This window comes from Pseudomonas sp. NPDC008258, assembly GCF_042956345.1.
Taxonomy (GTDB): Bacteria; Pseudomonadota; Gammaproteobacteria; order Pseudomonadales; family Pseudomonadaceae; genus Aquipseudomonas.
This window is the reverse complement of sequence record NZ_JBIBGE010000010.1, coordinates 48,789-71,873: the sequence shown is the minus strand read 5'-3', so window position 1 is coordinate 71,873 and position 23,085 is coordinate 48,789. Positions and strand designations below refer to the sequence as shown.

Annotated in this window: 21 protein-coding genes; 7 read left to right on the top strand and 14 right to left on the bottom strand. The window is 64.0% G+C overall.

What is annotated here, in order from left to right; genetic code table 11:
* Positions 1–14 precede the first annotated feature (14 nt).
* The 12 genes from urtA to cbiE all read right to left on the bottom strand — a co-directional run bounded on the left by urtA (position 15) and on the right by cbiE (position 12,799).
* On the bottom strand, positions 15–1,280 hold the full coding sequence (urtA, locus tag ACFY9W_RS10465) for an urea ABC transporter substrate-binding protein (protein ID WP_201202524.1): 1,266 nt from the start codon (positions 1,278–1,280) through the stop codon (positions 15–17).
* A gap of 185 nt (positions 1,281–1,465) precedes the next feature.
* Positions 1,466–2,872 carry a D-serine/D-alanine/glycine transporter gene (cycA, locus tag ACFY9W_RS10460; protein WP_391129366.1) on the bottom strand — a complete coding sequence of 469 codons (1,407 nt, stop codon included), beginning with the start codon at positions 2,870–2,872 and terminating at the stop codon, positions 1,466–1,468.
* 227 nt (positions 2,873–3,099) lie between these two features.
* Positions 3,100–4,467, bottom strand: a complete 1,368-nt coding sequence (locus ACFY9W_RS10455; RefSeq protein ID WP_391129363.1) for a PepSY domain-containing protein — start codon at positions 4,465–4,467, stop codon at positions 3,100–3,102.
* 58 nt (positions 4,468–4,525) lie between these two features.
* Positions 4,526–6,577: a TonB-dependent copper receptor gene (locus ACFY9W_RS10450; RefSeq protein WP_391129361.1), complete on the bottom strand. Its 2,052-nt coding sequence runs from the start codon at positions 6,575–6,577 to the stop codon at positions 4,526–4,528.
* Positions 6,578–6,643: 66 nt separating this feature from the next.
* Complete coding sequence (locus ACFY9W_RS10445) at positions 6,644–7,075, bottom strand: DUF2946 family protein (protein WP_391129358.1); 432 nt, start codon at positions 7,073–7,075, stop codon at positions 6,644–6,646.
* A gap of 22 nt (positions 7,076–7,097) precedes the next feature.
* Positions 7,098–7,583 (bottom strand): copper chaperone PCu(A)C, encoded by a 486-nt coding sequence (locus ACFY9W_RS10440; protein ID WP_391129355.1) that lies wholly within the window; start codon positions 7,581–7,583, stop codon positions 7,098–7,100.
* Positions 7,584–7,629: 46 nt separating this feature from the next.
* Complete coding sequence (locus tag ACFY9W_RS10435) at positions 7,630–8,019, bottom strand: DUF2946 family protein (RefSeq protein WP_391129352.1); 390 nt, start codon at positions 8,017–8,019, stop codon at positions 7,630–7,632.
* Between the two features lie 208 nt (positions 8,020–8,227).
* Positions 8,228–9,082: an SPFH domain-containing protein gene (locus tag ACFY9W_RS10430; RefSeq protein WP_016712216.1), complete on the bottom strand. Its 855-nt coding sequence runs from the start codon at positions 9,080–9,082 to the stop codon at positions 8,228–8,230.
* 26 nt (positions 9,083–9,108) lie between these two features.
* On the bottom strand, positions 9,109–9,546 hold the full coding sequence (locus ACFY9W_RS10425; protein WP_104833875.1) for an NfeD family protein: 438 nt from the start codon (positions 9,544–9,546) through the stop codon (positions 9,109–9,111).
* Positions 9,547–9,781: 235 nt separating this feature from the next.
* The gene (locus ACFY9W_RS10420) at positions 9,782–10,504 is read right to left on the bottom strand and encodes a cobalt-precorrin-6A reductase (protein ID WP_391129349.1); all 723 of its coding nucleotides are present in this window, start codon (positions 10,502–10,504) and stop codon (positions 9,782–9,784) included.
* On the bottom strand, positions 10,501–11,595 hold the full coding sequence (locus ACFY9W_RS10415; RefSeq protein WP_391129346.1) for a cobalt-precorrin-5B (C(1))-methyltransferase: 1,095 nt from the start codon (positions 11,593–11,595) through the stop codon (positions 10,501–10,503). The genes ACFY9W_RS10420 and ACFY9W_RS10415 overlap by 4 nt, the downstream gene beginning before the upstream one ends.
* Entirely contained in the window at positions 11,588–12,799 is a 1,212-nt protein-coding gene (gene cbiE / locus ACFY9W_RS10410) for a precorrin-6y C5,15-methyltransferase (decarboxylating) subunit CbiE (RefSeq protein ID WP_391129343.1), read from the bottom strand. Before cbiE ends, ACFY9W_RS10415 begins: the two co-directional genes overlap by 8 nt.
* A gap of 243 nt (positions 12,800–13,042) precedes the next feature.
* Here cbiE and cobG point away from each other — a divergent pair, with 243 nt between their 5' ends.
* The 7 genes from cobG to ACFY9W_RS10375 all read left to right on the top strand — a co-directional run bounded on the left by cobG (position 13,043) and on the right by ACFY9W_RS10375 (position 19,551).
* Positions 13,043–14,374: a precorrin-3B synthase gene (gene cobG / locus ACFY9W_RS10405; RefSeq protein ID WP_391129340.1), complete on the top strand. Its 1,332-nt coding sequence runs from the start codon at positions 13,043–13,045 to the stop codon at positions 14,372–14,374.
* Complete coding sequence (locus tag ACFY9W_RS10400; RefSeq protein WP_016489386.1) at positions 14,367–14,993, top strand: precorrin-8X methylmutase; 627 nt, start codon at positions 14,367–14,369, stop codon at positions 14,991–14,993. Before cobG ends, ACFY9W_RS10400 begins: the two co-directional genes overlap by 8 nt.
* On the top strand, positions 14,990–15,724 hold the full coding sequence (locus ACFY9W_RS10395) for a precorrin-2 C(20)-methyltransferase (protein ID WP_391129336.1): 735 nt from the start codon (positions 14,990–14,992) through the stop codon (positions 15,722–15,724). Before ACFY9W_RS10400 ends, ACFY9W_RS10395 begins: the two co-directional genes overlap by 4 nt.
* A complete protein-coding gene (cobJ, locus tag ACFY9W_RS10390) occupies positions 15,712–17,409 on the top strand; it encodes a precorrin-3B C(17)-methyltransferase (protein ID WP_391129333.1) in 1,698 nt (565 codons plus the stop codon). Before ACFY9W_RS10395 ends, cobJ begins: the two co-directional genes overlap by 13 nt.
* Before the next feature lie 93 nt (positions 17,410–17,502).
* The gene (locus tag ACFY9W_RS10385; RefSeq protein ID WP_391129330.1) at positions 17,503–18,183 is read left to right on the top strand and encodes a hypothetical protein; all 681 of its coding nucleotides are present in this window, start codon (positions 17,503–17,505) and stop codon (positions 18,181–18,183) included.
* Between the two features lie 59 nt (positions 18,184–18,242).
* A complete protein-coding gene (locus ACFY9W_RS10380) occupies positions 18,243–18,935 on the top strand; it encodes a hypothetical protein (protein WP_391129327.1) in 693 nt (230 codons plus the stop codon).
* Entirely contained in the window at positions 18,928–19,551 is a 624-nt protein-coding gene (locus ACFY9W_RS10375) for a hypothetical protein (RefSeq protein WP_391129325.1), read from the top strand. Before ACFY9W_RS10380 ends, ACFY9W_RS10375 begins: the two co-directional genes overlap by 8 nt.
* Here ACFY9W_RS10375 and ACFY9W_RS10370 read toward each other — a convergent pair.
* Positions 19,548–20,144, bottom strand: coding sequence for a MarC family protein (locus ACFY9W_RS10370; RefSeq protein ID WP_391129322.1), 597 nt, complete (start codon positions 20,142–20,144; stop codon positions 19,548–19,550). The genes ACFY9W_RS10375 and ACFY9W_RS10370 overlap by 4 nt on opposite strands.
* 50 nt (positions 20,145–20,194) lie before the next feature.
* Entirely contained in the window at positions 20,195–22,966 is a 2,772-nt protein-coding gene (locus ACFY9W_RS10365; RefSeq protein WP_391129319.1) for a response regulator, read from the bottom strand.
* Positions 22,967–23,085: the final 119 nt, after the last annotated feature.

Below are 23,085 nucleotides of genomic sequence, written 5' to 3'. Positions count from 1 at the left end.
CAGCCCCAATGCACTCAGTTACCTTTCACCGCATAGTCTGGCCGCTTGTCATTCCCCGGAATGAACGGGCTCCAAGGCTGCGCCCGCAGCGGCTGCTCGGTTTCCCACACCACGCTGAACTGCCCGTCATCCTGGATCTCGCCGATCATCACCGGCTTGTGCAGGTGGTGGTTGGTCTTGTCCATGGTCAAGGTAAAGCCCGAAGGCGCCTTGAAGCTTTGCCCGGCCAGCGCCTCACGCACCTTGTCGACGTCGGTGGACTTGGCTTTCTCCACCGCCTGCGCCCACATGTGGATGCCCACGTAGGTGGCCTCCATCGGGTCGTTGGTCACTGCCTTGTCGGCGCCCGGCAGGCCCTTGGCCTTGGCGTAGGCCTTCCAGTCGGCAACGAACTTCTGGTTGACCGGGTTATCCACCGACTCGAAGTAGTTCCACGCCGCCAGGTGCCCCACCAGCGGCTTGGTGTCGATACCGCGCAGCTCTTCTTCACCCACCGAGAACGCCACCACCGGCACGTCGGTGGCCTTCAGGCCCTGGTTGGCCAGTTCCTTGTAGAACGGCACGTTGGAGTCGCCGTTGACCGTGGAGATGACCGCCGTCTTGCCGCCGGCAGAGAACTTCTTGATGTTGGCAACGATGGTCTGGTAGTCGGCGTGGCCGAACGGTGTGTACACCTCTTCGATGTCCTTGTCGGCCACGCCTTTGCTGTGCAGGAAGGCCCGCAAAATCTTGTTGGTGGTGCGCGGGTAGACATAGTCGGTGCCCAGCAGGAAGAACCGCTTGGCGCTGCCGCCGTCTTCGCTCATCAGGTATTCCACCGCCGGGATGGCTTGCTGGTTGGGTGCGGCGCCGGTATAGAACACGTTCGGCGACATCTCTTCACCCTCGTACTGCACCGGGTAGAACAGCAGGCCGTTGAGCTCTTCGAACACCGGCAGCACCGACTTGCGCGACACCGAGGTCCAGCAGCCGAATACCACCGCCACCTTGTCCTGGGTCAGCAGCTGGCGGCTTTTTTCGGCGAACAGCGGCCAGTTGGAGGCCGGGTCGACCACCACCGGTTCGAGCATCTTGCCGTTCACGCCGCCCTTGGCGTTGATCTGCTCGATGGTCATCAGCGCCATGTCCTTGAGCGACGTCTCGGAAATGGCCATGGTCCCGGAAAGCGAATGCAGGATGCCGACCTTGATGGTTTCGGCGGCCTGGATACTCCAGCTCAGGCCCATTGCGGCAATCGATGCGCTAAGGGTAAAGGCCTTGATCAGACTGCGACGCTTCATGTGCTCTCTCCGCTGGGTTTTTTTGTGTTGGGCAAGCGGGGAGGGGCGTTGCAAGGGGTGTGCCTAGTGGCAAAAGGGGCGGGATAGAGGGGTTGTGCGAGGTGTTGGGGCGCTTTTTAGGTCCAGCTTGGTGCCCGTGGAATTTGTGTGCACAGGATTGGGGCCGCTGTGCGGCCCCGAGGCCATCAGCCGTTACGCACAGCCGAACGCGGATGACGGCGGCTACGCACGCCCTGATAGGTCACTGCCAGCAGCAAGAACCAGATAGGCGTGACGACCAGCGCCGAACGGGTATCTGCCTCCAGGCTCAACAACACCAGGATGAAGGCAAAGAACACCAGGCACACGTAGCACATGAAGCGCCCGCCCGGCATCTTGTACTTCGACGCCTGGTGCAGTGCCGCACGGTTTTTGCGGTACTTCAGGTACGACAGCAGGATCAGCGTCCAGACGAACATGAACAGCACCGCCGAAACCGTGGTCACCAGGGTGAACGCTTCGACAACGTTCGGCACCAGGTAAATCAGCACCGCCCCTAGCAGCAGGCAGGTGCAGGAGAAGTACAGGCCGTTGGCTGGCACCGAGCGGCTCGACAGTTTCTCGAACGCCTTGGGTGCGTCACCCTCCTGGCTCAGGCCGTACAGCATACGGCTGGTGGAGAACACGCCGCTGTTGGCCGACGAGGCCGCCGAGGTCAGCACCACGAAATTGATGATGCTGGCCGCTGCCGGCAAGCCGGCCAATACGAACAGCTCGACGAACGGGCTCTTGCCCGGTACCACGTCGCGCCAAGGTGTCACCGCCATGATCGCGATCAGCGCCAGCACATAGAACACGATGATGCGGATCGGGATCGAGTTGATCGCCCGCGGCAGGGTGCGCTCCGGGTTCTTCGCCTCGGCGGCGGTGGTCCCCACCAGCTCGATGCCGACAAAGGCAAATACGGCAATCTGGAAACCGGCGAAGAAGCCCATCAGGCCATGGGGGAACATGCCGCCGTCATTCCACAGGTTGGCCAGTTGGGCAGTGCGCCCGCTGGGCGAGGTGAAACCGGTGATGACCATGTACAGGCCGGTGGCGACCAGGCCGAGGATGGCGACGATCTTGACCAGGGCGAACCAGAACTCCATTTCGCCGAACATTTTCACCGTGACCAGGTTCAGCGACAGCAGCAGCCCGACACAGGTCAATGCCGGTATCCACTGCGGCAGGTCGGGGAACCAGAACTGCGTATAGGCTGCGATGGCGACCACGTCGGCAATGCCGGTAACCACCCAGCAGAACCAGTAGGTCCAGCCGGTGAAGTAACCGGCCCAGGGGCCGAGCAGGTCGGCGGAGAAGTCGATGAACGACTTGTAGTTCAGGTTCGACAGCAGCAGTTCGCCCATGGCGCGCATGACGAAGAACAGCATGAAGCCGATGATCATGTAGACGAAGATGATCGATGGCCCGGCCAGGCTGATGGTTTTGCCCGAGCCCATGAACAGGCCGGTACCGATCGCGCCACCGATGGCGATCAGCTGGATGTGGCGGTTGGTCAGGTTGCGTTGCAGGTGCTGCTCTTCTGGTGGTGTGGGTGAGGTTTGCGTCATAGGCTGCATTCCCTTGTAAGGTCAGTCTTCTTGTCAGAGGTAGCCGGCTAGGCTAACACGCGGGTTCCCGTTCGGGGCGCGACAGATCGACTCTACTTTTGGGTAGCAGCATTTCGCCTGTACCGGCCCTTTCGCGGGCTTGCCCGCTCCCACAGGTACTGCGCAAAGCCTGAGGGCAACGCAATCCTGTGGGAGCGGGCAAGCCCGCGAAGAAGCCAGTGCAGATATCAAGCGTTGGCCACCACCCGGCGATGCCTCACCACCAGGCTATCCACCACCCACATCACCACCATCGACACCCCCACCAGCGGGAACATCACCCCCAGCACCAGCATCACCCCCACCGCCGCCTTCCAGCGCGGCAGGTCATGGCGCAGCGGCGGCACGCCCAGGCCGCCTTCGGGCCGGCGCTTCCACCACATCACCAGCCCGCTCACCGAGCCCAGCAGGATCATCAGGCATACCAGCAAGATGATGATCTGGTTGAACGCCCCGAACATCTTGCCTTCATGCAGCATCACGCCCATCTCGGTGGCCCGGGCGACCGGGCTGTAATCCTGCCAGCGCACATCGGCCAGCACCTTGCCGGTGTACTGGTCGACATGCAGGGTGGCGTCGTTGCGTGGGTCGTCGGCGAACACGGCAATGGTGAAAACACCGTCGGCGGTGGTGGGCAGGGTGATGCTGTAGCCCGGCTCGACCTGGCGGGAGGTGGCAATGTCTTCGACCTGCTGCACGCTCACCTGGGGCGCTGCGGGCATGTCCGACATCATGTGGTGGCCGGCGTGTTCGGCGTGTGCACCAGACTGCGGCATGGGTGTGTTTTCCATCGCCCAGGGCACGGTCTGGCGGTGAGCGCTGTTCAATTCACCGGCCTGTTGGTCCGATTTGGGCACGTCGTTCCACATGGCAGCCGGGAAGCGGTTCCACACATCGGCGTACTGCTTGCCCCACAGGCCAGTCCAGGTCATGCCGCTGACCAGCATCAGCAGCAGCAGGGCCGAGCCCCAGAAACCGGTCACCGCGTGCAGGTCGCGCCACAACAGCCGGCCGCGTGCACTCAGCCGTGGCCACAGCACGCCAGCGCCATTGCGTCCGCGTGGCCACCACAGGTACAGGCCGGACACTACCAGCACGATGCCCCAGCCAGCCGCCAGCTCCACCAGGCGGTCACCGACCGTGCCGACCATCAGTTCGCCATGCAGCGCACGGGCGATGGCCTGCAGGTTCTGCTTGCCATCCTGCTCACCGAGGACCTTGCCGCTGTAAGGGTCGACGAACACGTTCAGCTCGCGCCCGCCGTCATGCACCACGAACTGCGCACTGCGCTCGGGGTTGACTGGCGGCAGGTACTGCCCCACATGCCCCTTGGGGTAGGCCTGGCGCACCTCGGCCAACATCGCATCGGCGCCCTGTCGGTGGTGGCCCGCTTCGACCACCATCAGGTCGCGGTACAGCAGCGGGTCGAGCTGTGGCTTGAACAGGTAGATGATCCCGGTGATCGCCAACAGGATCATGAACGGGGCCACGAACAGCCCCGCATAGAAGTGCCAACGCCAGGCCAGGTTATAGAAATTGATGCGTGTTCCTCTCATGGGAACCTCCTGTGTGACCAGCTGATGGGCGCAACCGAAGTTGCGCCCGTTGTTGTTGTCAGAAGCTGAAATCGACCTTGGTCCAGAAGGTCCTGCCTGGCTCGTTCACCGGCTGTGGATCGGTAGCCGGGTAGCCGAACCCGGCGTTCCCGGCCAGGTTCAAGTGCTCGGCGTAGGTTTTGTCGAACAGGTTGTCGACCCCCGCGCTGAGCTTGAGGTTTTTGCTCACCTTGTAGGCGCCATTGAGCGAGAACACGCCGAAGCCGGCACTTTCTTCGTAGTCCTTGCCGACCACGTTGCCCTGGTTTTCGGCGATGCGGTTTTGCGCCGCTACCAGCCGCCACAGGGCGCCGACGCTCCACACATCGCGGCTGTAGGTCAGGCCCAGGCGGCTTTCCAGGGGTGGCATTTGCGGTAGCGCTTTGCCATCACTGCTGTTCTTGCCCCAAGCGTAGGCCAGCGTGGCGTCGGCCTTCCAGTTTTCGGTCAGCTGGTACGCCGCGCCCAGTTCGCCGCCCATGATGCGGGCGTCGACGTTGCGGGCCTGGGAGCTCATCCCTTGGTAGTCGAACAGGATGTAGTCGCGGATCTGGCCGACATAGCCCGATGCCCAGGCTTCCAGGCGCTCGGTGCGGTACTGGATGCCGAAGTCGAGCTGGGTGGTTTTCTCTGGCTTGATGCCGTCGAAGGCGTTGGCCGCCCCGGGTGGTGCCAGCCTGGGCGAGAACAGCTCCCAGTAGTCGGGAAAGCGCTGGGCATGGCCGAGGCCGATGTAGGTGGTGGCCGGGATGGCTGCCAGGTCGTGCTCGTAGCGCACGAAGCCGCTGGGCAGCGTATCGGCGCGGGTGTCGCCATTGGTGGCGCTGGCTGCGCGGAAGTCGCGGGCTGAGGCACGGTCCAGGCGGGCACCGGTAATCAGCCGGTCTTCACCGCTGACGTACCAGGTCAGTTCGCTGAAGGCGCCGTAGTTGTGGAAGTCGGCGTCTTTGGTCCAGGCCTGGCCCTTGTGCTCGTCCACGCCCATGCCGCCGCGCTGGCGATGCTCGTTGGTTTGGGCATCGATGCCGCTGATCAGTTGCACGTCGGCCCAGCGCCAGGTGGCCTTGAGGCGCGCCCCCATTGTGCGGCGGTCGACGTTGCTGACCATCGGCATGCCCATCATGCCGCTGCCCGAGGGCGTGCGCAGGCTGTAGTTGTCCATCACATGGTCGGCGTAGTTGTAGTAAACCTGGGCTTCGACCTTGTCGAGCACCTCGCCGAGGTTGGACTTTTCAAAGCGCAGGCCCAGGCTTTCGCGCTTGAACTGCGAGCCGTCCATGCCACGCCCGGCATAGCGGGCCTCGCCATCGCCCTTGCCGGCGGTGAGCTCCAGCAGGGTGTTCTGGTCGGGCGTCCAGCCGAGGGCGACATCGCCGTTCCATTTTTCCCAGCGCGACGGCACGGTGTCGTTGTTGCCGTCGTGGTAGTCATCCGAGCGTGACTGGTTGCCGACGAAGCGGGCGTAAGCCTGGCTGTTGCCGGCAGCGGCATCCAGCACCTTGTCGAAGCGGCCATTGGAGCCGGCCAGCAGGCTGGCGTTCACCCGGCTGCCGAGGGTACCGAACTTCTCGGGCTCACGCTCGAAGAGGATGGTGCCTGCCGAGCCGCCCGGGCCCCAGACCACGCTTTGCGGGCCTTTGATCACGGTCAGGCGGTCATAGGTTTCTGGCGAAATGTATGAGGTGGGCGCGTCCATGCGGTTGGGGCAGGCGCCCAGCATCAGGCCGCCGTTGGTGAGGATGTTCAGGCGCGAGCCGAACATGCCCCGCAACACCGGGTCGCCGTTGGTACCGCCGGCACGGATCGCCGAAAAGCCAGGGATGGTCTTCAGGTAGTCGGCGCCGTCGCTGGCCGGCACGGGCTGGCGCGGGTCTTTCGGGTTGGTGACCACGGTCAGCGGCGAACTCGGGGCCACGGCGGTGATCACCGTCGGGCTCAACTCGGGTGCGTCGTGCGCATGGCCTTCATGGCCAGGGTCGGCGGCCAGGGCTACGGGCGCGAGCAGCGAGCCGCACACGGCGGCAAGGGTCCCACGCAGGGACAAGGCAAACAAAGGGGGGCAGCCGGACATAATGATTCCAGTCGATCAGTCATGGGTTAGCGCGAAGCCTCCTGGCTTCGTGCGCAAAACGTGTTTTCAGACGTAGATCGAGGAAGGCGGGGCGCGGCTGCGCGCACCGGGGAATACAGCCTGCCGGGCATGGCCCTGGTGCGTTGGCGCAAGCAGGTGGCTGGTGGGGATAACGCTGCCGGCACTGAGCGGGCTGAGGGCCTGGGGCAGGGCCGGGCAGTTGAACAACAGGCTGCAGTAACCGCACTTTTCCCACATCACATGCAGCTGGCCATCGCCGCCGTGGCCGTGATGGGTGTCGCCCCCATGCTGATGGGCAGCGGCCATCGGCATGTCCATCGGCATGCTCATGCCGGCGTGGTGGTCCATCGGCATCGACTGGGAAATCAGCGGGCCGATGAAGATCATCCACATGGCGAACAGGCTCAGCCATCCGCCACCGGCGCGCCTGCGGTCAGGGCGGGTGGTACGGCTGATGCTGTTGCGCGGCAGGCTCATGGCGAGTGCCTGTCAGCAGGTGTCAGTGCGCGTGTTCGTGGGCTTGCGGCTGGTCCGCTGGCGCCTGCTTCTGCACGGCCACTTCGACGGTGATGTCGCCGGCCTTTTCGAAGTGCAGGGTCAACGGGAAGCGCTTGCCGTCGACCAGCAGACTGCGGTCCTTGGGTTGCATCAGCATCACATGGTAGGCGCTGGGGGCGAAGGTCAGGTCCTTGCCGGCAGGCACCACCACGTTAGGCACCTGCTGCATCTTCATGGCGCCGCTGGCACTCATGGCATGCTCGTGCAGTTGGGCGTCATCGCTGATGGGGCTGTCGACACTCAGCAGGCGGTCGTCGGCCTTGCCGTTGTTGTGCACCACGAAATAGGCGGCGACATTGGGCGCGTTAGGGGGTAACTGCAGCGACCAGGGGTGAGCGATGTGCAGGTCACCCACGCTGTATTCGTGGGCATTGGCAAAGGCGCCGGGCAGCAGCAGGGCGGCCATGACGAGGGCGTGCTTGAGCATGGTGAATCTCCGTTCTGTTCAGGTTCAGGCAGACAGCGTGATGAACTCAGGCCAGCGGAGAGGCACGGGGATTGAGCGCAGGCCATAAATGGCGCGGCGTGGGTTGGTAGTTGGCAGGTGGCGGCAGTCGCCCGGCGAGCAGTGTCGGCGGGTTGTGCAACTGCGGCGGGTAGCCGGGCAGGGCCAGCAGCGGTGCGGCGCCCGAGCAGCACCAGCAATTCATCATGCTGGCGCTGTCGTCGCTTTGCGGGCCGAGGTCGATCTTGGCCAGGGCCTGGACATCGACTTTGGCCTTGTTGGCCATGCTTGAACAGAAAGCCCCCCACAGCAGCTGCTCGGCCGGGCCCTTGGGCACGGCAGAGGCCAGCGGCATGGCCAGCAGGTTGAACAGCACTGCAAGGCAGGCTATCCAGGCGATGTGCCGACGTGGGGGCATGGAGAGATCCGGTCAGGAATCGTGGTGGGTATTGTAAGGCGGAGTATAGGTAAAAATGGCGGGGTGCGGTGAAGTGACGCAGGTCGTGCTGGTTTCGGGGGCTGCGTTGCAGACCAATCGCGACGCAAGGCCGCTCCCACAGGGATATGCGTACTCTTGTGGGAGCGGCCTTGTGTCGCGATAGGGGCGCAAAGCGCCCCCGGCATTCTCAAGCCTTGTTACGGCCCATCAGCCCACGCACGGTCTCCTGCAGGTCCGCCGGCAACACTACCACCTTGGCATTGCTGCTGCCCGCCAGGTTCTCCATGGCCCCGACATAGCGCTCGCCCAGCAGGTACATGGCCGGTACGGTCTCATTGCCCACCGCTTCCTTGACCAGCGAAATCGCCCGCGCCGAGGCCTCGGCCAGGCTTATCTGTGCTTCGGCATCCAGCCTGGCCGCTTGCAAGCGTGCTTCCGCTTCAAGGATCGCCGCTTGCTTGGCACCTTCGGCGCGGGTCACATCTGCCTTGCGCTCACGCTCGGCGGCAGCCTGGCGTTCCATGGCCAGTTGCATGTTTTCCGAAGGCTTGATGTCTTGGATTTCCACCGAGCGCACAGTCACGCCCCAGTCTTCGGTCTGCTCGGACATCGCGTCGCGCAGGCGAGCCTTGATCTGCTCGCGGCTGGACAGCGCTTCGTCCAGGTCCATGGCACCGACGATGGCGCGCAGCGAGGTCATGGTCAGGCTGGTGACGGCAAACGAGAAGTTCTGTACGCCGTAGGAGGCCTTCTGCGGGTCGACCACCTTGGCAAAGCACAGGGCGTTGGCGACGATCACCGCGTTGTCCTTTGTGATGATTTCCTGCTGCTGCACATCGAGGATGATGTCTTTGGTCGGCAGGCGGTAGGCGACCACATCCATGTACGGAATGAGGATGTTCAGGCCGGGCTTCAGGGTGCTGTGGTAGCGGCCCAGGCGCTCGACGATCCATTCCTCGCCCTGGGGCACGATACGCACCCCCTTGAACACGGTGATCAGGACGAACAGGGCGATGGCAGCGACGACGATGAGGCTGGTCATGATGCTAAATTCCTTTTAGTGCAGGTTCAGGCCCGAATGACGCGGGCGGTGTTCCCCTCGATGGCAGTAAGGCGCACCCGCTCGCCGGCCGGGATCTCGCTGTCGGCGATGCAGGTCCATTCTTCGTTACCCAGGATCGGCTTCTGGAAGCGTACCCGGCCTTTCTGGAACTCCGAAACGCCGGCAGTCAGCAAGCCGACTTCGCCGATCACGCTGTCGGCTGTCCAGCGCACATCCGGCTGCTTGCGCCGGAACAGCTTGAACCAGCACGCGGTGGTGACCGACGACAGCAACACCCACAGCAGCACCTGCATGTCCAGTTGCAGGCTGGGGGCGGCCAGGGAGATGAGCGAGACCAGCACGGCACCGATGCCGAACCAGAGGATGAAGAACGTCGGCAGGACCAGTTCGAGCAGGATCAGCGCGATGCCGAAGACCAGCCAGATCCACCATTGCATTTCCATATGGGTAGCGCCTTCCGGGGGGAGGAGCTGAGTTTAAGGCAGCAGGACGGCCTAGGCCACTTGCGGGGGAGAAAGAAAAATCCGAAAGGGTTGTAGGGTATTTTAAGACTGGCGCGGTCTTCTGTGGGAGCGGGCGAGCCCGCGAAGAAAACGACTCGGTGTATGGCACCGGCTTCGCCGGTGTTCGCGGGCTTGCCCGCTCCCACAGGGGTCTCTGGGGAACTTGCGAGAGTTTTTATTGCAGGTTGAGTGCTGCGGCTATATCGGTCTGCGATTCGAATGCCCGCTCCACATCCGGCAACGCCGGGCGCTTCAGGATCAACACCGGCACCCCCATCTCCCGCGCCACTTCCAGCTTCGGCTCGGTCGCCACACTGCCGCTGTTCTTGCTGATCAGCACATCGATCCTGCGGCGCTGGAACAACGCCCGCTCATCCTCGATATGAAATGGCCCACGTGCACCAATCACTTCGCAACGCTCGTTGCCAGGGCATGCCTCCAGCGCCCGCAACGTCCAGAACTGCTCCGCCGGAATCTCGTCCAGATGTTGCAGCGGCTCCCGCCCCAGCGTGAACAGTGGCCTGCGAAACGGCTTGAGCGCTTCGATCAACCCTGCCCAGTCCTCGACCTCGCGCCAGTCGTCCCCCGCTTGCGCCTGCCAGGCCGGGCGGCGCAGGGCCCAGCACGGGATGCCAGCGCTACGCGCAGCACTGGCAGCATTGCGGCTGATTTGTGCGGCATAGGGATGGGTGGCATCGATCAGCAGGGTGATGCCCGCCTCGCGCAAGTAGCTGGCCAGGCCTTCAGCACCGCCAAATCCGCCGACCCGCACCTGGCATTGCAGGTCCTGCGGAACGCGGCCGATACCGGCCAGGCTATAGACATGCTGTGGGCCCAGGCGACGGGCGATGGCGAGGGCTTCAGTGACGCCGCCCAGCAACAGGATGCGCGCAGTCATTGCACACCCGCCCGGCCAACGATGCCGCCTTGGCGGTCGATGGCGAACACTTCCACGTGCACCTGTGCCGGCACCACGCTGCGGGCGAAGGCCAGGGCGTGGGCGCATACCGCGTCACCCAGGGCAACGCCAGCCGCATGCGCCAGTGCGAGCGCTTGCTGGCTGGTATTGGCATTGATGATGGCCGCCTGCAACGCTGCGTCAGCGCCTATATCAGCAGCCCAGCCGGCCAGTTGCGGCAGGTCGATGCTGGAATGACGGCTGTGCAGGTCCATGTGCCCGGCAGCCAGCTTGCTGATCTTGCCGAAGCCCCCACACAGGGTCAGGCGTGGCACCGGTACTTTGCGCAAATGCTTGAGCACCGCACCGACAAAGTCGCCCATTTCGATCAGGGCGATTTCCGGCAGGCCGTAGACCCGGCGCATGGTGTCTTCACTGGCGTTGCCGGTACAGGCAGCGATGTGCGTGTAGCCGTTGGTGTGGGCTACGTCGATGCCTTGGTGGATCGAGGCAATGTAAGCGGCACAGGAGAACGGCCGCACGATGCCGCTGGTGCCGAGGATCGATAGCCCGCCAAGGATGCCCAGGCGCGGGTTCATGGTCTTCAGGGCCAGTTGCTCGCCACCCTGCACATTGACCGTGACTTCAAAACCGCCAAGGTAGCCGCATTCGTCAGCCAGGCGTTGCAGGTGTTCGCTGATCATGCGCCGAGGTACCGGGTTGATGGCCGGCTCACCCACCGCCAGCACCAGCCCCGGGCGGGTCACTGTGCCAACGCCGGCGCCGGCGATAAAACGGATACCCGGTTCAGTCCGCAGGCGCACCTGGCTGTAAAGCAGGGCGCCGTGGGTGACATCCGGGTCGTCGCCCGCATCCTTGAGTGTGCCGGCTTCAGCCCCTTCGCCGGCCAGGCGGCAGAACTCCAGGCGCATCTGTACCACCTTGCCTTTGGGCAGGGTGATACTCACGGCATCGCTGCTTTCACCGCGCAGCAGCAGGCGGGCAGCTGCCAGGCTGGTGGCGGTGGCGCAGCTGCCGGTGGTCAGGCCGCTGCGCAGGGGAGCGGGCTGTTCGCGGGTTTCTTCACGCATCGACAGGTTTTACCACGTCCAGCAGGGTGATCGGCAGCGCCTGGCGCCAGGTGTCGAATGTGCCCAGGGGCTGGGCATGGGCGACATGCAGGCGGGTCAGTTCACCGCCGTGTTGTTCACGGAAATGCGCCAGGGCCAGCTCGCTTTGCAAGGTCACTGCGTTGGCCACCAGCCGGCCGCCGGGGCGCAGGCTTGCCCAGCACAGGTCCAGCACGCCTTCACGGGTGACACCGCCGCCGATGAAGATGGCATCGGGCTGCTCCAGGCCTTGCAGTGCCATTGGCGCCTTGCCGCAGACCAGTTGCAGGCCGGGTACGCCCAGCACATCACGGTTGTGTTCGATGAAACCCTGGCGGCCTTCATCGGCCTCGATGGCCAGCGCGCGACAGGCCGGGTGGGCACGCATCCACTCGATGCCGATCGAGCCGCAGCCTGCACCCACGTCCCACAGCAGTTCGCCGGGCTGGGGTGCCAGGCGCGCCAGGGTGATGGCGCGGACATCGCGTTTGGTCAGCTGGCCGTCGTGCCGGAAGGCACTGTCTGGCAGCCCGGCCAGGCGGTGCAGGCGTGGCGCTTCGGGCGTGGCCAGGCATTCGATGGCCATCAGGTTGAGCGCTGCGATATCGGCGTGCGGCCAGTCCTGGGCGGTGCCGGCCAATGCGCGCTCTTCCTGGCCACCGAGGTGCTCGAAAACCCGCAGGCGGCTTGGCCCGAAGCCACGTTCGCAAAGCAATGCCGCAACGGCCGCCGGGCTGTCGCCATCGTTGCTCAGCACCAGCAAACGCACACCGCTATGCAGATGGGCATTGAGCGCAGCCAACGGACGGGCGACCAGCGACACCACTTGCACGTCCTGCAGCGGCCAGCCCAGGCGCGCAGCGGCCAGGGCGCAGGAAGAGGGCATCGACAGCACGCGCATTTCATCGGCAGGCATCTGGCGCGCCAGGCTGGCGCCGACGCCGTAGAACATCGGGTCGCCGCTGGCCAGCACGCACACCGGCTCGCCGCGCAGGGCCAGCACCGGGGCCAGCGAGAACGGGCTTGGCCAGCCCAGCCGTTCGCCGGGTACGCAGCGTGGCAGCAAGGCCAGCTGGCGCGGGCTGCCAAAGATCCGCGCAGCGCCCAGCAGCGCGCGCCGGGCCTGTTTGCCCAGGCCACTGAAGCCGTCTTCGCCGATGCCTACTACTGTCAGCCAAGGGGTCATGTATTTCATTCCGCCATTTTGGGGGCCGCTGCGCGCCCCTTCGCGGGCTCGCCCGCTCCCACAGGTACAGTGCAGCAATTACGGCCTGCGATGATCCTGTGGGAGCGGGCAAGCCCGCGAAGAAGGCGACACGGTCCTGAATTTCTACGCAATCGCTGAGGATGCTCGACCACCGGCTTTTCATGCCGCCGGACAAAGCAGGCATAATACCGCGCCTTCTACACTCAAGCGCATTTTCACAGATTGCCGGACGCCCCTTTGACGCAGGCCCATGCCCCCAACGTTTCGCCCCGTCCCTCGGCTTGCCCGGGGTTGTGGCGCATTGTCAGTGCCCGTGATGGCGGCATTTGCCGCATCAAGCTGCCGGGCGGCCTGCTGCTGGCCGATCAAGCCGAGGCGGTAGCGGCGGCGGCCGAGCGTTTTGCTGGCGGTGTGATCGAGGCCACCAACCGTGGCAACCTGCAGATCCGTGGCATCGGCAACGCTCATCGTGCCTTGATCGACACCTTGCTCGATGCCGGCCTTGGCCCGCGTGATGCGGCCGGTGACGATGTGCGCAACCTGATGCTCAGCCCGCTGGCCGGGCACGACCCGGCGATGCTGCTGGATGCCAGGCCATTGGCCGGGCAGATCCTCGACATGCTGGAAAGCACACCGCGCTTCCATCAACTGTCGGCCAAGTTCGCCGTGCAGCTGGACGCCGGCGAACGCCTGGCCATGCTCGAACACCCGCACGACCTGTGGCTGTCGGCCCTGCGCCTGGAGCAGCAGACCTGGCTGGCATTCGGCCTGGCGGGTTGCCCGGTGGACGGCCAGGTGCTCGGCGCAGTGCCGCTGGAGCAGGGCCTGGCACTGGTGCGTGCCGTGCTGGAACGCTTTCTCGATCTGGCAACCCCTGCGCAGTCGCGCATGCGCCAGCTACTTGAGGTGTGCCCGCCAGGCGATTTCGTCGACGGGCTCGGGCTGGACATCCGCCGGGATGCCACCGTGCTCGCGTGGCGACGCGAACACCACCGTGCCTTTTGGCTGGGCCAGCTGGCTCAGGTTCAAGGCCTTGCCCTTGGCGTTGCCCCGCCGCAAGGCCGCCTGACCCCGGCCATGCTGCGCGGCGTCGCACGTATTGCCCGTGAATGGGGCGATGGCAGCCTGCGCTTCAGCCCTTGGCAAAGTCTGGTGCTGACCAACCTGCAAGCGCAACGCATTGATCAGGCCCAAGCCGGGTTGTCTGCACTGGGCTTGCTGTGCCACGACCAGGAACCCCTGGCGCGCATCAGCGCCTGCACGGGTGCCAGCGGCTGCGCCAAGGCCCTTGGCGAAACCAAGGCCGACGCTGTTGTCCTGGCCGCACTTCTGGGCCCTGGTACACCCGCCAGCGTGCACCTGTCTGGCTGCCCCCGTTCCTGCGCCGTGGCCCATGTTGCCCCGGCCACCTTGCTGGCCCGCTCGCCGGGCCGCTATGACCTGTACCTGCGTGATGCGCGCCAACCGGGCTTCGGTACCCTGCGCGCCACCGACCTTACCTTGAATGAAGCAGGCGCCATGCTCGACCTGCCGACGGAGCACCTTGATGATTGACTACATCCGCGATGGTCAGGAGATCTATCGCAATTCCTTCCGGATCATCCGTGAGGAAGCCCGACTCGAGCGGATCCCCGCAGACCTCGAAAAGCTCGCCGTACGCGTGATCCACGCCTGCGGCATGGTCGATGCCATTGATGGCCTGCAGTTCTCCGAAGGCGCCGGCCGCGCCGGGCGCGAGGCGTTGCTCAACGGCGCGCCGATCCTGTGCGACGCGCACATGGTGGCCGAAGGCATCACCCGGGCACGCCTGCCGGCAGACAACAAAGTCATCTGCACCCTGCGCGACCCAAGTGTGCCAGGCCTGGCCAAGGACGCCGGCAATACCCGTTCCGCCGTGGCCCTGGAACTGTGGCGCCCGTACCTGGAAGGCAGCGTGGTGGTGATCGGCAACGCGCCTACTGCGCTGTTCTACCTGCTGGAGATGATTGACGCCGGCGCACCCAAGCCGGCCCTGATCCTCGGCTTCCCGGTTGGCTTCGTTGGCGCTGCCGAGTCCAAGGCGATGCTCGCTGCCGACAGCCGTGGCGTGCCGTTCGTGATCATGCAAGGCCGCCTGGGCGGCAGCGCGATGGCCGCCGCCGCGGTCAACGCCCTGGCCACGGAGGTGGAATGATGGCGCCGCGTGGACGACTGCTGGGCCTGGGCGTGGGCCCGGGCGACCCTGAGCTGATCACCCTCAAGGCCCTGCGCCTGCTGCGCGAGGCGCCGGTGGTCGGCTACTTCGTGGCCAAGGGCAAGCGTGGCAATGCCTTCGGCATTATCGAGGCACACCTGCAGCCCGAGCAGACACTGCTGCCGCTGGTCTACCCGGTAACCACCGAGGCCCTGCCAGCGCCGCTGTCCTATGAGCAGGTAATCAGCGACTTCTACGACGAAGCCAGCGTGCAGGTGGCCGAACACCTGGATGCCGGCCGTGATGTGGCGGTGATCTGCGAAGGCGACCCGTTCTTCTACGGCTCGTACATGTACCTGCACGACCGCCTGGCGCAGCGCTATGAGGCCGAAGTGATCCCGGGCGTCTGCTCGATGCTGGGTGGCGCCTCGGTGCTGGGTGCGCCGCTGGTGTACCGCAACCAGAGCCTGTCGGTGCTGTCGGGCGTATTGCCGGCCGAAGAGCTCAAACGCCGCCTGGCCGACGCCGATGCAGCGGTGATCATGAAGCTTGGGCGTAACTTCCCCAAGGTGCGCGAAGTGCTGACCGAGCTGGGCCTGGAGGGGCGTGCGCTGTATGTGGAACGGGCGACCATGGCCAACCAGAAGATCGTGCCGCTGGACCAGGTCGACCCGCAGTCGTCGCCGTACTTCTCGCTGATCATCGTGCCGGGGGAAAAATGGCAGGGATGAACATGCACAAGGCACCGGCAATCGTCATCCTTGGTCCGGGCAGCCTGGCCACCGCGCAGCGTATCCAGCAGTGTTATCCACAGGCGTCGATCCATGGCCTGCAAGGCCGGGTCGAGGGTGCCGACCTCTATTACAGCGCGTTTGGCGATACCTTGCGTGGGCTGTACGAACAGGACACGCCCATTATCGCCCTGTGCGCCGCAGGTATCGTCATTCGCAGCCTGGCCAGCCTGCTCTGCGAGAAAGGCACGGAGCCGCCGGTACTGGCCGTGGCGGAAGATGGCAGTGCGGTAGTGCCGTTGCTCGGTGGCCTGGGGGGCGTGAACGTGATGGCACGTGAGATCGCAGAGGCATTGGGTGTTGCTGCTGCGATTACCACCAGTGGCGAGCTGCGTTTTGGCACCTGCCTGCTGAACCCGCCGCAGGGTTATGCCCTGGCGGACATCGAGCAAGGCAAGCGGTTTGTCTCCGATTTGCTGGCCGGTGAGTCGGTGCGCGTCGAAGGTGATGCACCGTGGCTGCAACAGGCGCAACTGCCCTCCAGCGAGGCTGCCCAGCGCACCATTCATGTGGGGCACCAGGCGCGCCCGGCCAGCCGCGACGAGCTGTTGATTCACCCGCGTTCGGTAGTGGTAGGTGTTGCCGACGGCGACTTGCACAGTATTCGTGCCGCATTGCAGTTGGCTGGTGTTGCCGAGCCATCCCTGGCCTGCGTGCTGGCGGATGAACACGCCATGGCCAGTAACGCCCTGCACGAGGCCGCACAGGCCCTGGGTGTCGCTTTGCGCTTCGCTGCCAGGCCGCACGATGTGACGGGCATGGTTGCCGGGGCATTGCCCGATGCCCAGTTGATCGAGCAGGGTGACGTGGTCATCGCAGTGGCACCTGCACCGGTCGAAGTGGCGAGGGTTGGCCGCCGCCGCGGTCGCCTGGCGGTCATCGGCCTGGGCCCGGGTGCTGCCGAACTGATGGTGCCAGCGGTCAAGGCCGAGCTTGCGCAGGCCGAAGATGTACTGGGCTACGAAACCTATGTGCGCATGGCCGGGCCGTTCCGTGACGAGCAGGTGCTGCACTGCACCGATAACCGTGAAGAAATGCAGCGCGCCCGGCATGCCTTCGAGTTGGCGGCCCAAGGCCGTTCGGTGGTGGTGGTATCGTCGGGTGACCCGGGCGTGTTTGCCATGGCTGCCGCAGTGCTTGAAGCGTTGCATGAATCCAGCGACCCGGCCTGGCATCGCGTGGATCTCGAAATCCTGCCCGGCGTATCGGCCTCGCTCGCAACCGCCGCCCAGGCGGGGGCGCCGCTGGGCCACGACTTCTGCGTGATGTCGCTGTCGGACAACCTCAAGCCTTGGTCGATCATCGAGAAACGCCTGGACCTGGCCGCTCAGGCCGATCTGGTACTGGCCTTCTACAATCCGATTTCCAAGTCCCGACCGCACCAACTGGGGGTGGCACTGGAAGTCGTGCGCCGACATCGCGACGGGAACACGCCTGTAGTACTTGGCCGTGACATCGGTAGGCCGGGGCAGGCGCTGAAGGTAGTCACCTTGGCCGAACTGGTGCCAGAAATGGTCGACATGCGCACCATGGTGTTGGTCGGTTCCTCTACAACCTGCGTGTTTCCTCGCCTGGCAGGTGGGGTGTGGGCCTACACGCCCCGTTGGTACCCTTCGGCCGACTGATTGCTCCGGAAACCCTTCAGCGCGTTGCCTGGCGAGCGCGCTGGCTAAGGTGGTTGCCCCTGACCCAAGGGGCAACCATGAAGGAGTTTCCACATGTCCGAGATACAAACCACCACCACTACAGACGCCGCCATCCTGGTCGAAGGCAACCTGCTGGCCTGCGGCGCAGGCATGTCTGCGCAAAGCCGTCACGATGTGAAGAATGCCTTCCACTTCGCCACCTTGGTGGCCGACAAGGCGTTCGATGCCGAGAAACAGAGCCGGGAGTGGTACGACAAATTCGTTGATGTCATGCGTGATCTTGGCTTTACCATTCCGCAGCGCAGCTTCGAGCTGGAAACCTCGGCAGAGCTGTCAGTCACCGTAGGGGCCGTGGCAGTCCGTACCATTGGCGCTATTGGCAATGCCGTGCTGGGGGGCTCGGTGCTGGGTGACCTGGCGAAGACCGCGTTCGACAAGCTGACCACCCTCGAAAACGACGCCAAGGTGCTCGACCACAAGCGCAAGAACAAGGCCCGGGGCATGGTCGGTATGGCCGCCTGCATCGAAACCGGGAACAACGATGTAGTCATGGTGGTGAATTGCATTCAGGCATCCGCTCCGCAACTGGATGATGACATCCTCGGCATTCAGTGGAAGTTGGACAAAACCCACTACTACGCCGGCACGGCCGTACTCACGCTCAACAATTTTGTTTACGACAAGGTGCGCGAAACCGTGGAAAACAAGCTTGGCGTGCGCAGTGTCGAAAACGTTCTGCAATACGACATCTGACCGCAGTGCGGCGTTTTAGCGACGCCGCCTTGTCCGCTTCCCGGTAATGAGGCAACACAATGGACAGAGCAGTTGAACAACTGATGTTGATTGGCGGAACGGCCGTTTTGTATTCCCCTGGAGTAGTTGTTGAGCAACGCCAGGCGGCATTCGACTCGATACTCTATGCACAGTTGGTGGCCAACAAGAACGCAGGGTCACGCTTCGATGATGACGAACGATGGTATGCCGCCTATCGCGACGCTTATCGCCAGTTAGGCTGGATCAAGCTGGCCAGCACGCATGACCTGAAAGTGTTGGGGCAGCCTGTGCGCAGTGCGCAGATACAGCCCCTTGAAGCCTGGCTGAAAATGCGCTCGATTCGCGCTGAGGCGGTGCTGGCGTCGATAAAGGCGGGTTTGGGGCGATCTGAGGCAGGTTTTCCTCACCTGCTGAAATTTGGCTCGCTTGACCAGGCGCAAGGTTCGAAGCTGGTGATCGAGCTCGGCATACTCAAGCCAGGGCCGGTGCTGGACCTTTGCTGCATCACGCTGCAGACCGGCACGCCGGTTTCGGGCGTTTCGCTGAACACGCTCATGCGTGAACAGGTGCCTGGGGAAGAAGCCGAGTTCAGTGCGGTTTCCCTGGCGCTGGATAACGGGCGCTTCCAACGCCAGCGGGAAGAGCTCCAGGCGCTGATGAATGCCAAGGACGCGCAGGGTGACTACCGGTTTGACCCTTACGCTTCGCAAGCAGGAGCAAATCATGACTGAGACCGCATCCGCCGTGATCGGCGCAGGTATCGTTTCGTTCCTGCCGGGTATTTCCTCACTACAGGCAAACAAGGTGAAGCTGGCCTTGGCGATGGCCGAGCGGGCTACTGAAACGGCGTACCAGGAAGGGTTGATACAAGACTGGTTTACGTATTATCGCAATCAGCTCAAGTTCATGGGTTGGGACTCGGTTTCGGCCGAACAAATTCATTGGCCCGACGAGCGCCGCAACAAACAGACCGATCAGGTTCTGGAAACCATTTCCGCCACCGCCGGTGAGCATTTTGCTTCAGCAACCAGCCTCGCCATGCAAGAACTGCTATCCAGCCCGGCGGCCCTGGGTGAACTCGAACGCCGTGCTTATGAGCGTCAGCACTTCCAGTTGTTACCTTGTGCGCCAGCGGGTGCCAACCGGGTCGATATGGTGCTTTACCACGAAGTCGATATTCGCGCGGCGTTCAGCGCAGGCTTCATCAGCCACAAGCGCAGCCATCAAATCGTGCGGGCAGAACTGGTGCGCTTCAATCTGCTGGCGTTTGAAAACAGTTACTTGCCCAAGGTGCAGGAGCGCGTGGTGCAGGTGTCGTTACGGCGCATTCTGGATTACGGCGTTTAAGGCGCCATGTAGCCTTTGATGCCGGTGAAGATGATTTGCGCGGCCAGGGCGCAGACGAACAACCCCATCAGCCGGCTGACGATCTGCAACCCCTGGTCGCCGAGAATGCGCTCGATACCGTGTGACAGGTAAAGCACCAGGCCGACGGTAAAGCTGGCCAAAGCGATGCTGATGATGGCCAGCAGCTTGTCGTCCCAGTGCGGCTGGCCGACGCCCATCACCAGCAGGGCGCCGATGGTGCCAGGGCCGACGGTCAGCGGGATGGTCAACGGAACAATGGTCACATCCTGCTGCACGTTGTCGGCCTGCACTGCCGGCTTGCCTTGGGCCATGCCCAGGGCGGAGATGAACAGCACGCTGCCGGCACCGATGCGGAAGGCGTCGGCGGTGATGCCGAAAATACCGAAGATTACCCGCCCGAACAGGTACAACAGCACGCTGGCGACCAGTGCCGCGAAGGCTACCTTCCAGGCCAGTTGCTTACGCTCCTTGCTGGAGTGGCCACGGGTCAGGCTGATGAAGCACGACAGCACGAAGAACGGGCTGTAGAGGACGAGCATTTTCAGGTAGACGCTGAATAACTCATGGAGCATGGGCGCTGGTCCTTGGCAAATATGCGGTCGTGTACGGGAAGTCGTTGTCGCTAGGAAATATGCGCCGGGTTCACCTTGGCTTCGCGCTGGTTGGCCCAGTACTGGATAAGCTCGCGCAACTGCGACAGCTCTACTGGCTTGGCCATGTGCCCGTCCATGCCCGCCAGCCGTGCGCGTTCCTTGTGCTCAGCCAGAATGTGCGCGGTCAACGCCACCACCGGGGTGCGCTGGCGCTGGTTGGCCACCTCCCAGGCGCGCAACTGCTGGGTGGCTGAGAACCCGTCCAGTATCGGCATCTCGCAATCCATCAACACCAGGTCATAGCGCTGTGCTTTCATCGCCTGCAGCGCCTCTTCGCCATTGCTGGCAGTGTCCGGCTCAAGGTTGAGCTTGCCGAGCATCCCGCGGATCACCTTGGTCGAAATGCTGTTGTCCTCGGCTACCAGCACCCGGAAGTCGCCTGGCAGGTCCAGCGCTTGCGGGATGCCAGGCAAGCTGGCAGGCACTGCCTGCTCGCGGCCGCGCTGGGCCAGTTCCTCGGCCAGGGTAGTCTTCAGCGTGTAGCCGGCGACCGGCTTGGCGAGTATCCGCTTGACCCCGGCGTTGCGTGCGATGACCTTGCTCGGGGCATTGCTGATACCGGTCAGCATCACCACCAGGATGTCGTGGTTCAGGCTTGGGTCTTCCTTGATCTTCGCAGCCAGCTGCATACCGGTCATGCCCGGCATGTTCTGGTCCAGCAGCACGGCGTCGAAGTAGTCGCGCAGGTGCGCCTTGGTACGCAACAGGGCCAGGGCCTCTTTGCCCGACGGCACCGCGCTCACATTCATGCCCCAGGCGCTGCACTGTTGCACCAGCACCTTGCGGCAGGTGTCGTTGTCGTCCACCACCAGCACGCGGGCATCGCGCAGCGGGCTGTCGAGGTCGGCCGGTGGCTGTTCCAGGCGCGAAGGGTCCAGCGGCAGGGTCAGCCACAGGGTGTTGCCCATGCCGGTACTGCTTTTGATACCGAACTCGCCCTGCATCAGGCCAATCAGCTGTTTGGCGATGACCAGGCCGAGGTGGCCGCCCAGCTTGCTGCTGGAAAGGAAGTGGTGGCTGTGCAGTTCGGCCTGTAGCAAGGCTTCGCGGTCGGCGGCGGGCAAGGGTTCGCCACTGTCCTGCACGGCAATGCGCAGGCGCGGTGTTTCGCCGCGTTGGTCCAGCGCCACTACCAGCAGAATCTCGCCCTGGTCGGTATTTTTCAAGGCGTTTTCCAGCAGGCTCGACAGCGCCTGACGCAGGCGCGTCGGGTCGCCGCTGATAACCTGCGGCACCTGCGGCTGGGTAAAACTGATCAGCTCGATGTTCTGTTGCTCGGCCTTGGCGCGGAAGATGTTCAGGCAGTCCTCGACCAGTGCGTTGAGGTCGAATTGCACGTCATCCAGTTCGATCTGCCTGGACTCCAGCTTGGAAATGTCGAGAATTTCGTTGATCAGCGTCAGCAGTTCGTTGCCGGCACTGTGGATGGTCTGCACGTAGTCACGCTGCTTGACCGACAGTGGTGTGCCCAGCAGCAGCTCGGTCATGCCCAGCACGCCGTTCATGGGGGTGCGGATTTCGTGGCTGATCTTGGCCAGGAACTCGGCCTTGGCGTTGATTTCGGCGTCGCTGGCGGCCAGTGCGCGGCTGGCGCTGAAGCGCTCTTCGCTCATGCGCCGCAGGCGTTCGCTGACGGCCAGGTTGAGCAACAAGCCGCTGGCCACCGTCAGGCCCAGCAGGATGCACAGCAGCCAAGGCGTGGACGTGCGGGTCAGGCCCAACAGCGCCGGCAGCAGCACCAGCCCGCCCAGGTTGAACACCACCATGGCCAGGCTGAACAGGCGCCCGGGTGCATAGCCCCGGTACCAGTGGTAGCTGCTGACCAGCAGCATGCTTACGCTGCCCAGGGCCAGCAAGGCGTAGGTCATCAGGTTGAGGGGCAGGGTATCGACAAACAGCAGCACCAGGCCGCTGACCCCGACCACCAGCATTTCACCTTGCAGCAGGCGGTTAAGCCGCGGTGAGTTGCAGGGGGAAAAGAAATGCTGGGTGAAATACAGCCCGGCCAGGCCCGCCAGAACCAGCGTCAGGTAGGCGGCCGGGGTTTGCGCGTTGTGCCACACGTGCCACCAGGGGCCACTGAGGTTCAGCAAAATCAGGCCGCTGAGCAGCATCAGGCCGTGGTACAGCGCCAGGATCAGGGTGGTGGTGGAGCGGCTGTAGAGGAAGCGGATCAGGTTGTGCAGGATCAGCATCACCAAACCGCCAAACAGCATGCCGAACAGCAGTGGCTGGCTCTGGTCCGAGGCGGCTACGGCTGCAGGCTCCAGGCTGATAGCCGGGCGCAACTGATGTTCGGAGACCAGGCGCAGGTAGATATCCAGCGGTTGCTTGCTGTTGGGCAGGGGCAGTACATGGTCGCTTCCCCGCAGGGTCGGGCTGGCATTGCCGGCCAGGCGCCCGTGGTGCAGCTGACGCAGGAGTTTGTCGCCATCGAGGGCGTAGAGGTCAAGGCCAGAGAGGTCGGGTGCGAATACCCGTAGCAGTTGCTCCTGGTCGCCTGGCGCCAGGCGGTAGTGCAGCCACAAGGCCTGTTCTGGTGGGGCAGCATCCAGCTCGGCAAGCACCAGCGGGCTGAACTGGTTACGGTAGCGTTCGGAGCGTACATCGCTCAGTTGCAGGTTGGCCTGTTCATCAAGCAGAACGGTCCAGCCTCCGTCAGTTTCGGCAGCAGCCGGAAACAGGCAGAGCAAGGTCAGCAAGCTGACGATCAGAGCTGAGGCAATCCGAAGCCGACGCACTACGAGATCCCTTCTTAGCCGATGTGCCGGGTGTTAACTATGCGCGGCGCGCCAAGTCGAAGGCAAGGCCCGTGCCGGGCCTTGTCGACGAGCCGGATACCATGCGCCGGGCGTTTGAC

Coding starts and splice junctions, on each gene's coding strand:
- ACFY9W_RS10415 (WP_391129346.1), bottom strand. CDS start 11,595: ATGCGTGAAGAAACCCGCGAACAGCCCGCTCCCCTGCGCAGCGGCCTG.
- ACFY9W_RS10455 (WP_391129363.1), bottom strand. CDS start 4,467: ATGAGAGGAACACGCATCAATTTCTATAACCTGGCCTGGCGTTGGCAC.
- ACFY9W_RS10420 (WP_391129349.1), bottom strand. CDS start 10,504: ATGACTGCGCGCATCCTGTTGCTGGGCGGCGTCACTGAAGCCCTCGCC.
- ACFY9W_RS10450 (WP_391129361.1), bottom strand. CDS start 6,577: ATGTCCGGCTGCCCCCCTTTGTTTGCCTTGTCCCTGCGTGGGACCCTT.
- ACFY9W_RS10370 (WP_391129322.1), bottom strand. CDS start 20,144: ATGCTCCATGAGTTATTCAGCGTCTACCTGAAAATGCTCGTCCTCTAC.
- urtA (WP_201202524.1), bottom strand. CDS start 1,280: ATGAAGCGTCGCAGTCTGATCAAGGCCTTTACCCTTAGCGCATCGATT.
- ACFY9W_RS10385 (WP_391129330.1), top strand. CDS start 17,503: ATGTCCGAGATACAAACCACCACCACTACAGACGCCGCCATCCTGGTC.
- ACFY9W_RS10400 (WP_016489386.1), top strand. CDS start 14,367: ATGATTGACTACATCCGCGATGGTCAGGAGATCTATCGCAATTCCTTC.
- ACFY9W_RS10440 (WP_391129355.1), bottom strand. CDS start 7,583: ATGCTCAAGCACGCCCTCGTCATGGCCGCCCTGCTGCTGCCCGGCGCC.
- ACFY9W_RS10430 (WP_016712216.1), bottom strand. CDS start 9,082: ATGACCAGCCTCATCGTCGTCGCTGCCATCGCCCTGTTCGTCCTGATC.
- ACFY9W_RS10445 (WP_391129358.1), bottom strand. CDS start 7,075: ATGAGCCTGCCGCGCAACAGCATCAGCCGTACCACCCGCCCTGACCGC.
- cbiE (WP_391129343.1), bottom strand. CDS start 12,799: ATGACCCCTTGGCTGACAGTAGTAGGCATCGGCGAAGACGGCTTCAGT.
- ACFY9W_RS10375 (WP_391129325.1), top strand. CDS start 18,928: ATGACTGAGACCGCATCCGCCGTGATCGGCGCAGGTATCGTTTCGTTC.
- ACFY9W_RS10425 (WP_104833875.1), bottom strand. CDS start 9,546: ATGGAAATGCAATGGTGGATCTGGCTGGTCTTCGGCATCGCGCTGATC.
- cobJ (WP_391129333.1), top strand. CDS start 15,712: ATGGCAGGGATGAACATGCACAAGGCACCGGCAATCGTCATCCTTGGT.
- ACFY9W_RS10395 (WP_391129336.1), top strand. CDS start 14,990: ATGATGGCGCCGCGTGGACGACTGCTGGGCCTGGGCGTGGGCCCGGGC.
- cycA (WP_391129366.1), bottom strand. CDS start 2,872: ATGACGCAAACCTCACCCACACCACCAGAAGAGCAGCACCTGCAACGC.
- ACFY9W_RS10435 (WP_391129352.1), bottom strand. CDS start 8,019: ATGCCCCCACGTCGGCACATCGCCTGGATAGCCTGCCTTGCAGTGCTG.
- ACFY9W_RS10380 (WP_391129327.1), top strand. CDS start 18,243: ATGGACAGAGCAGTTGAACAACTGATGTTGATTGGCGGAACGGCCGTT.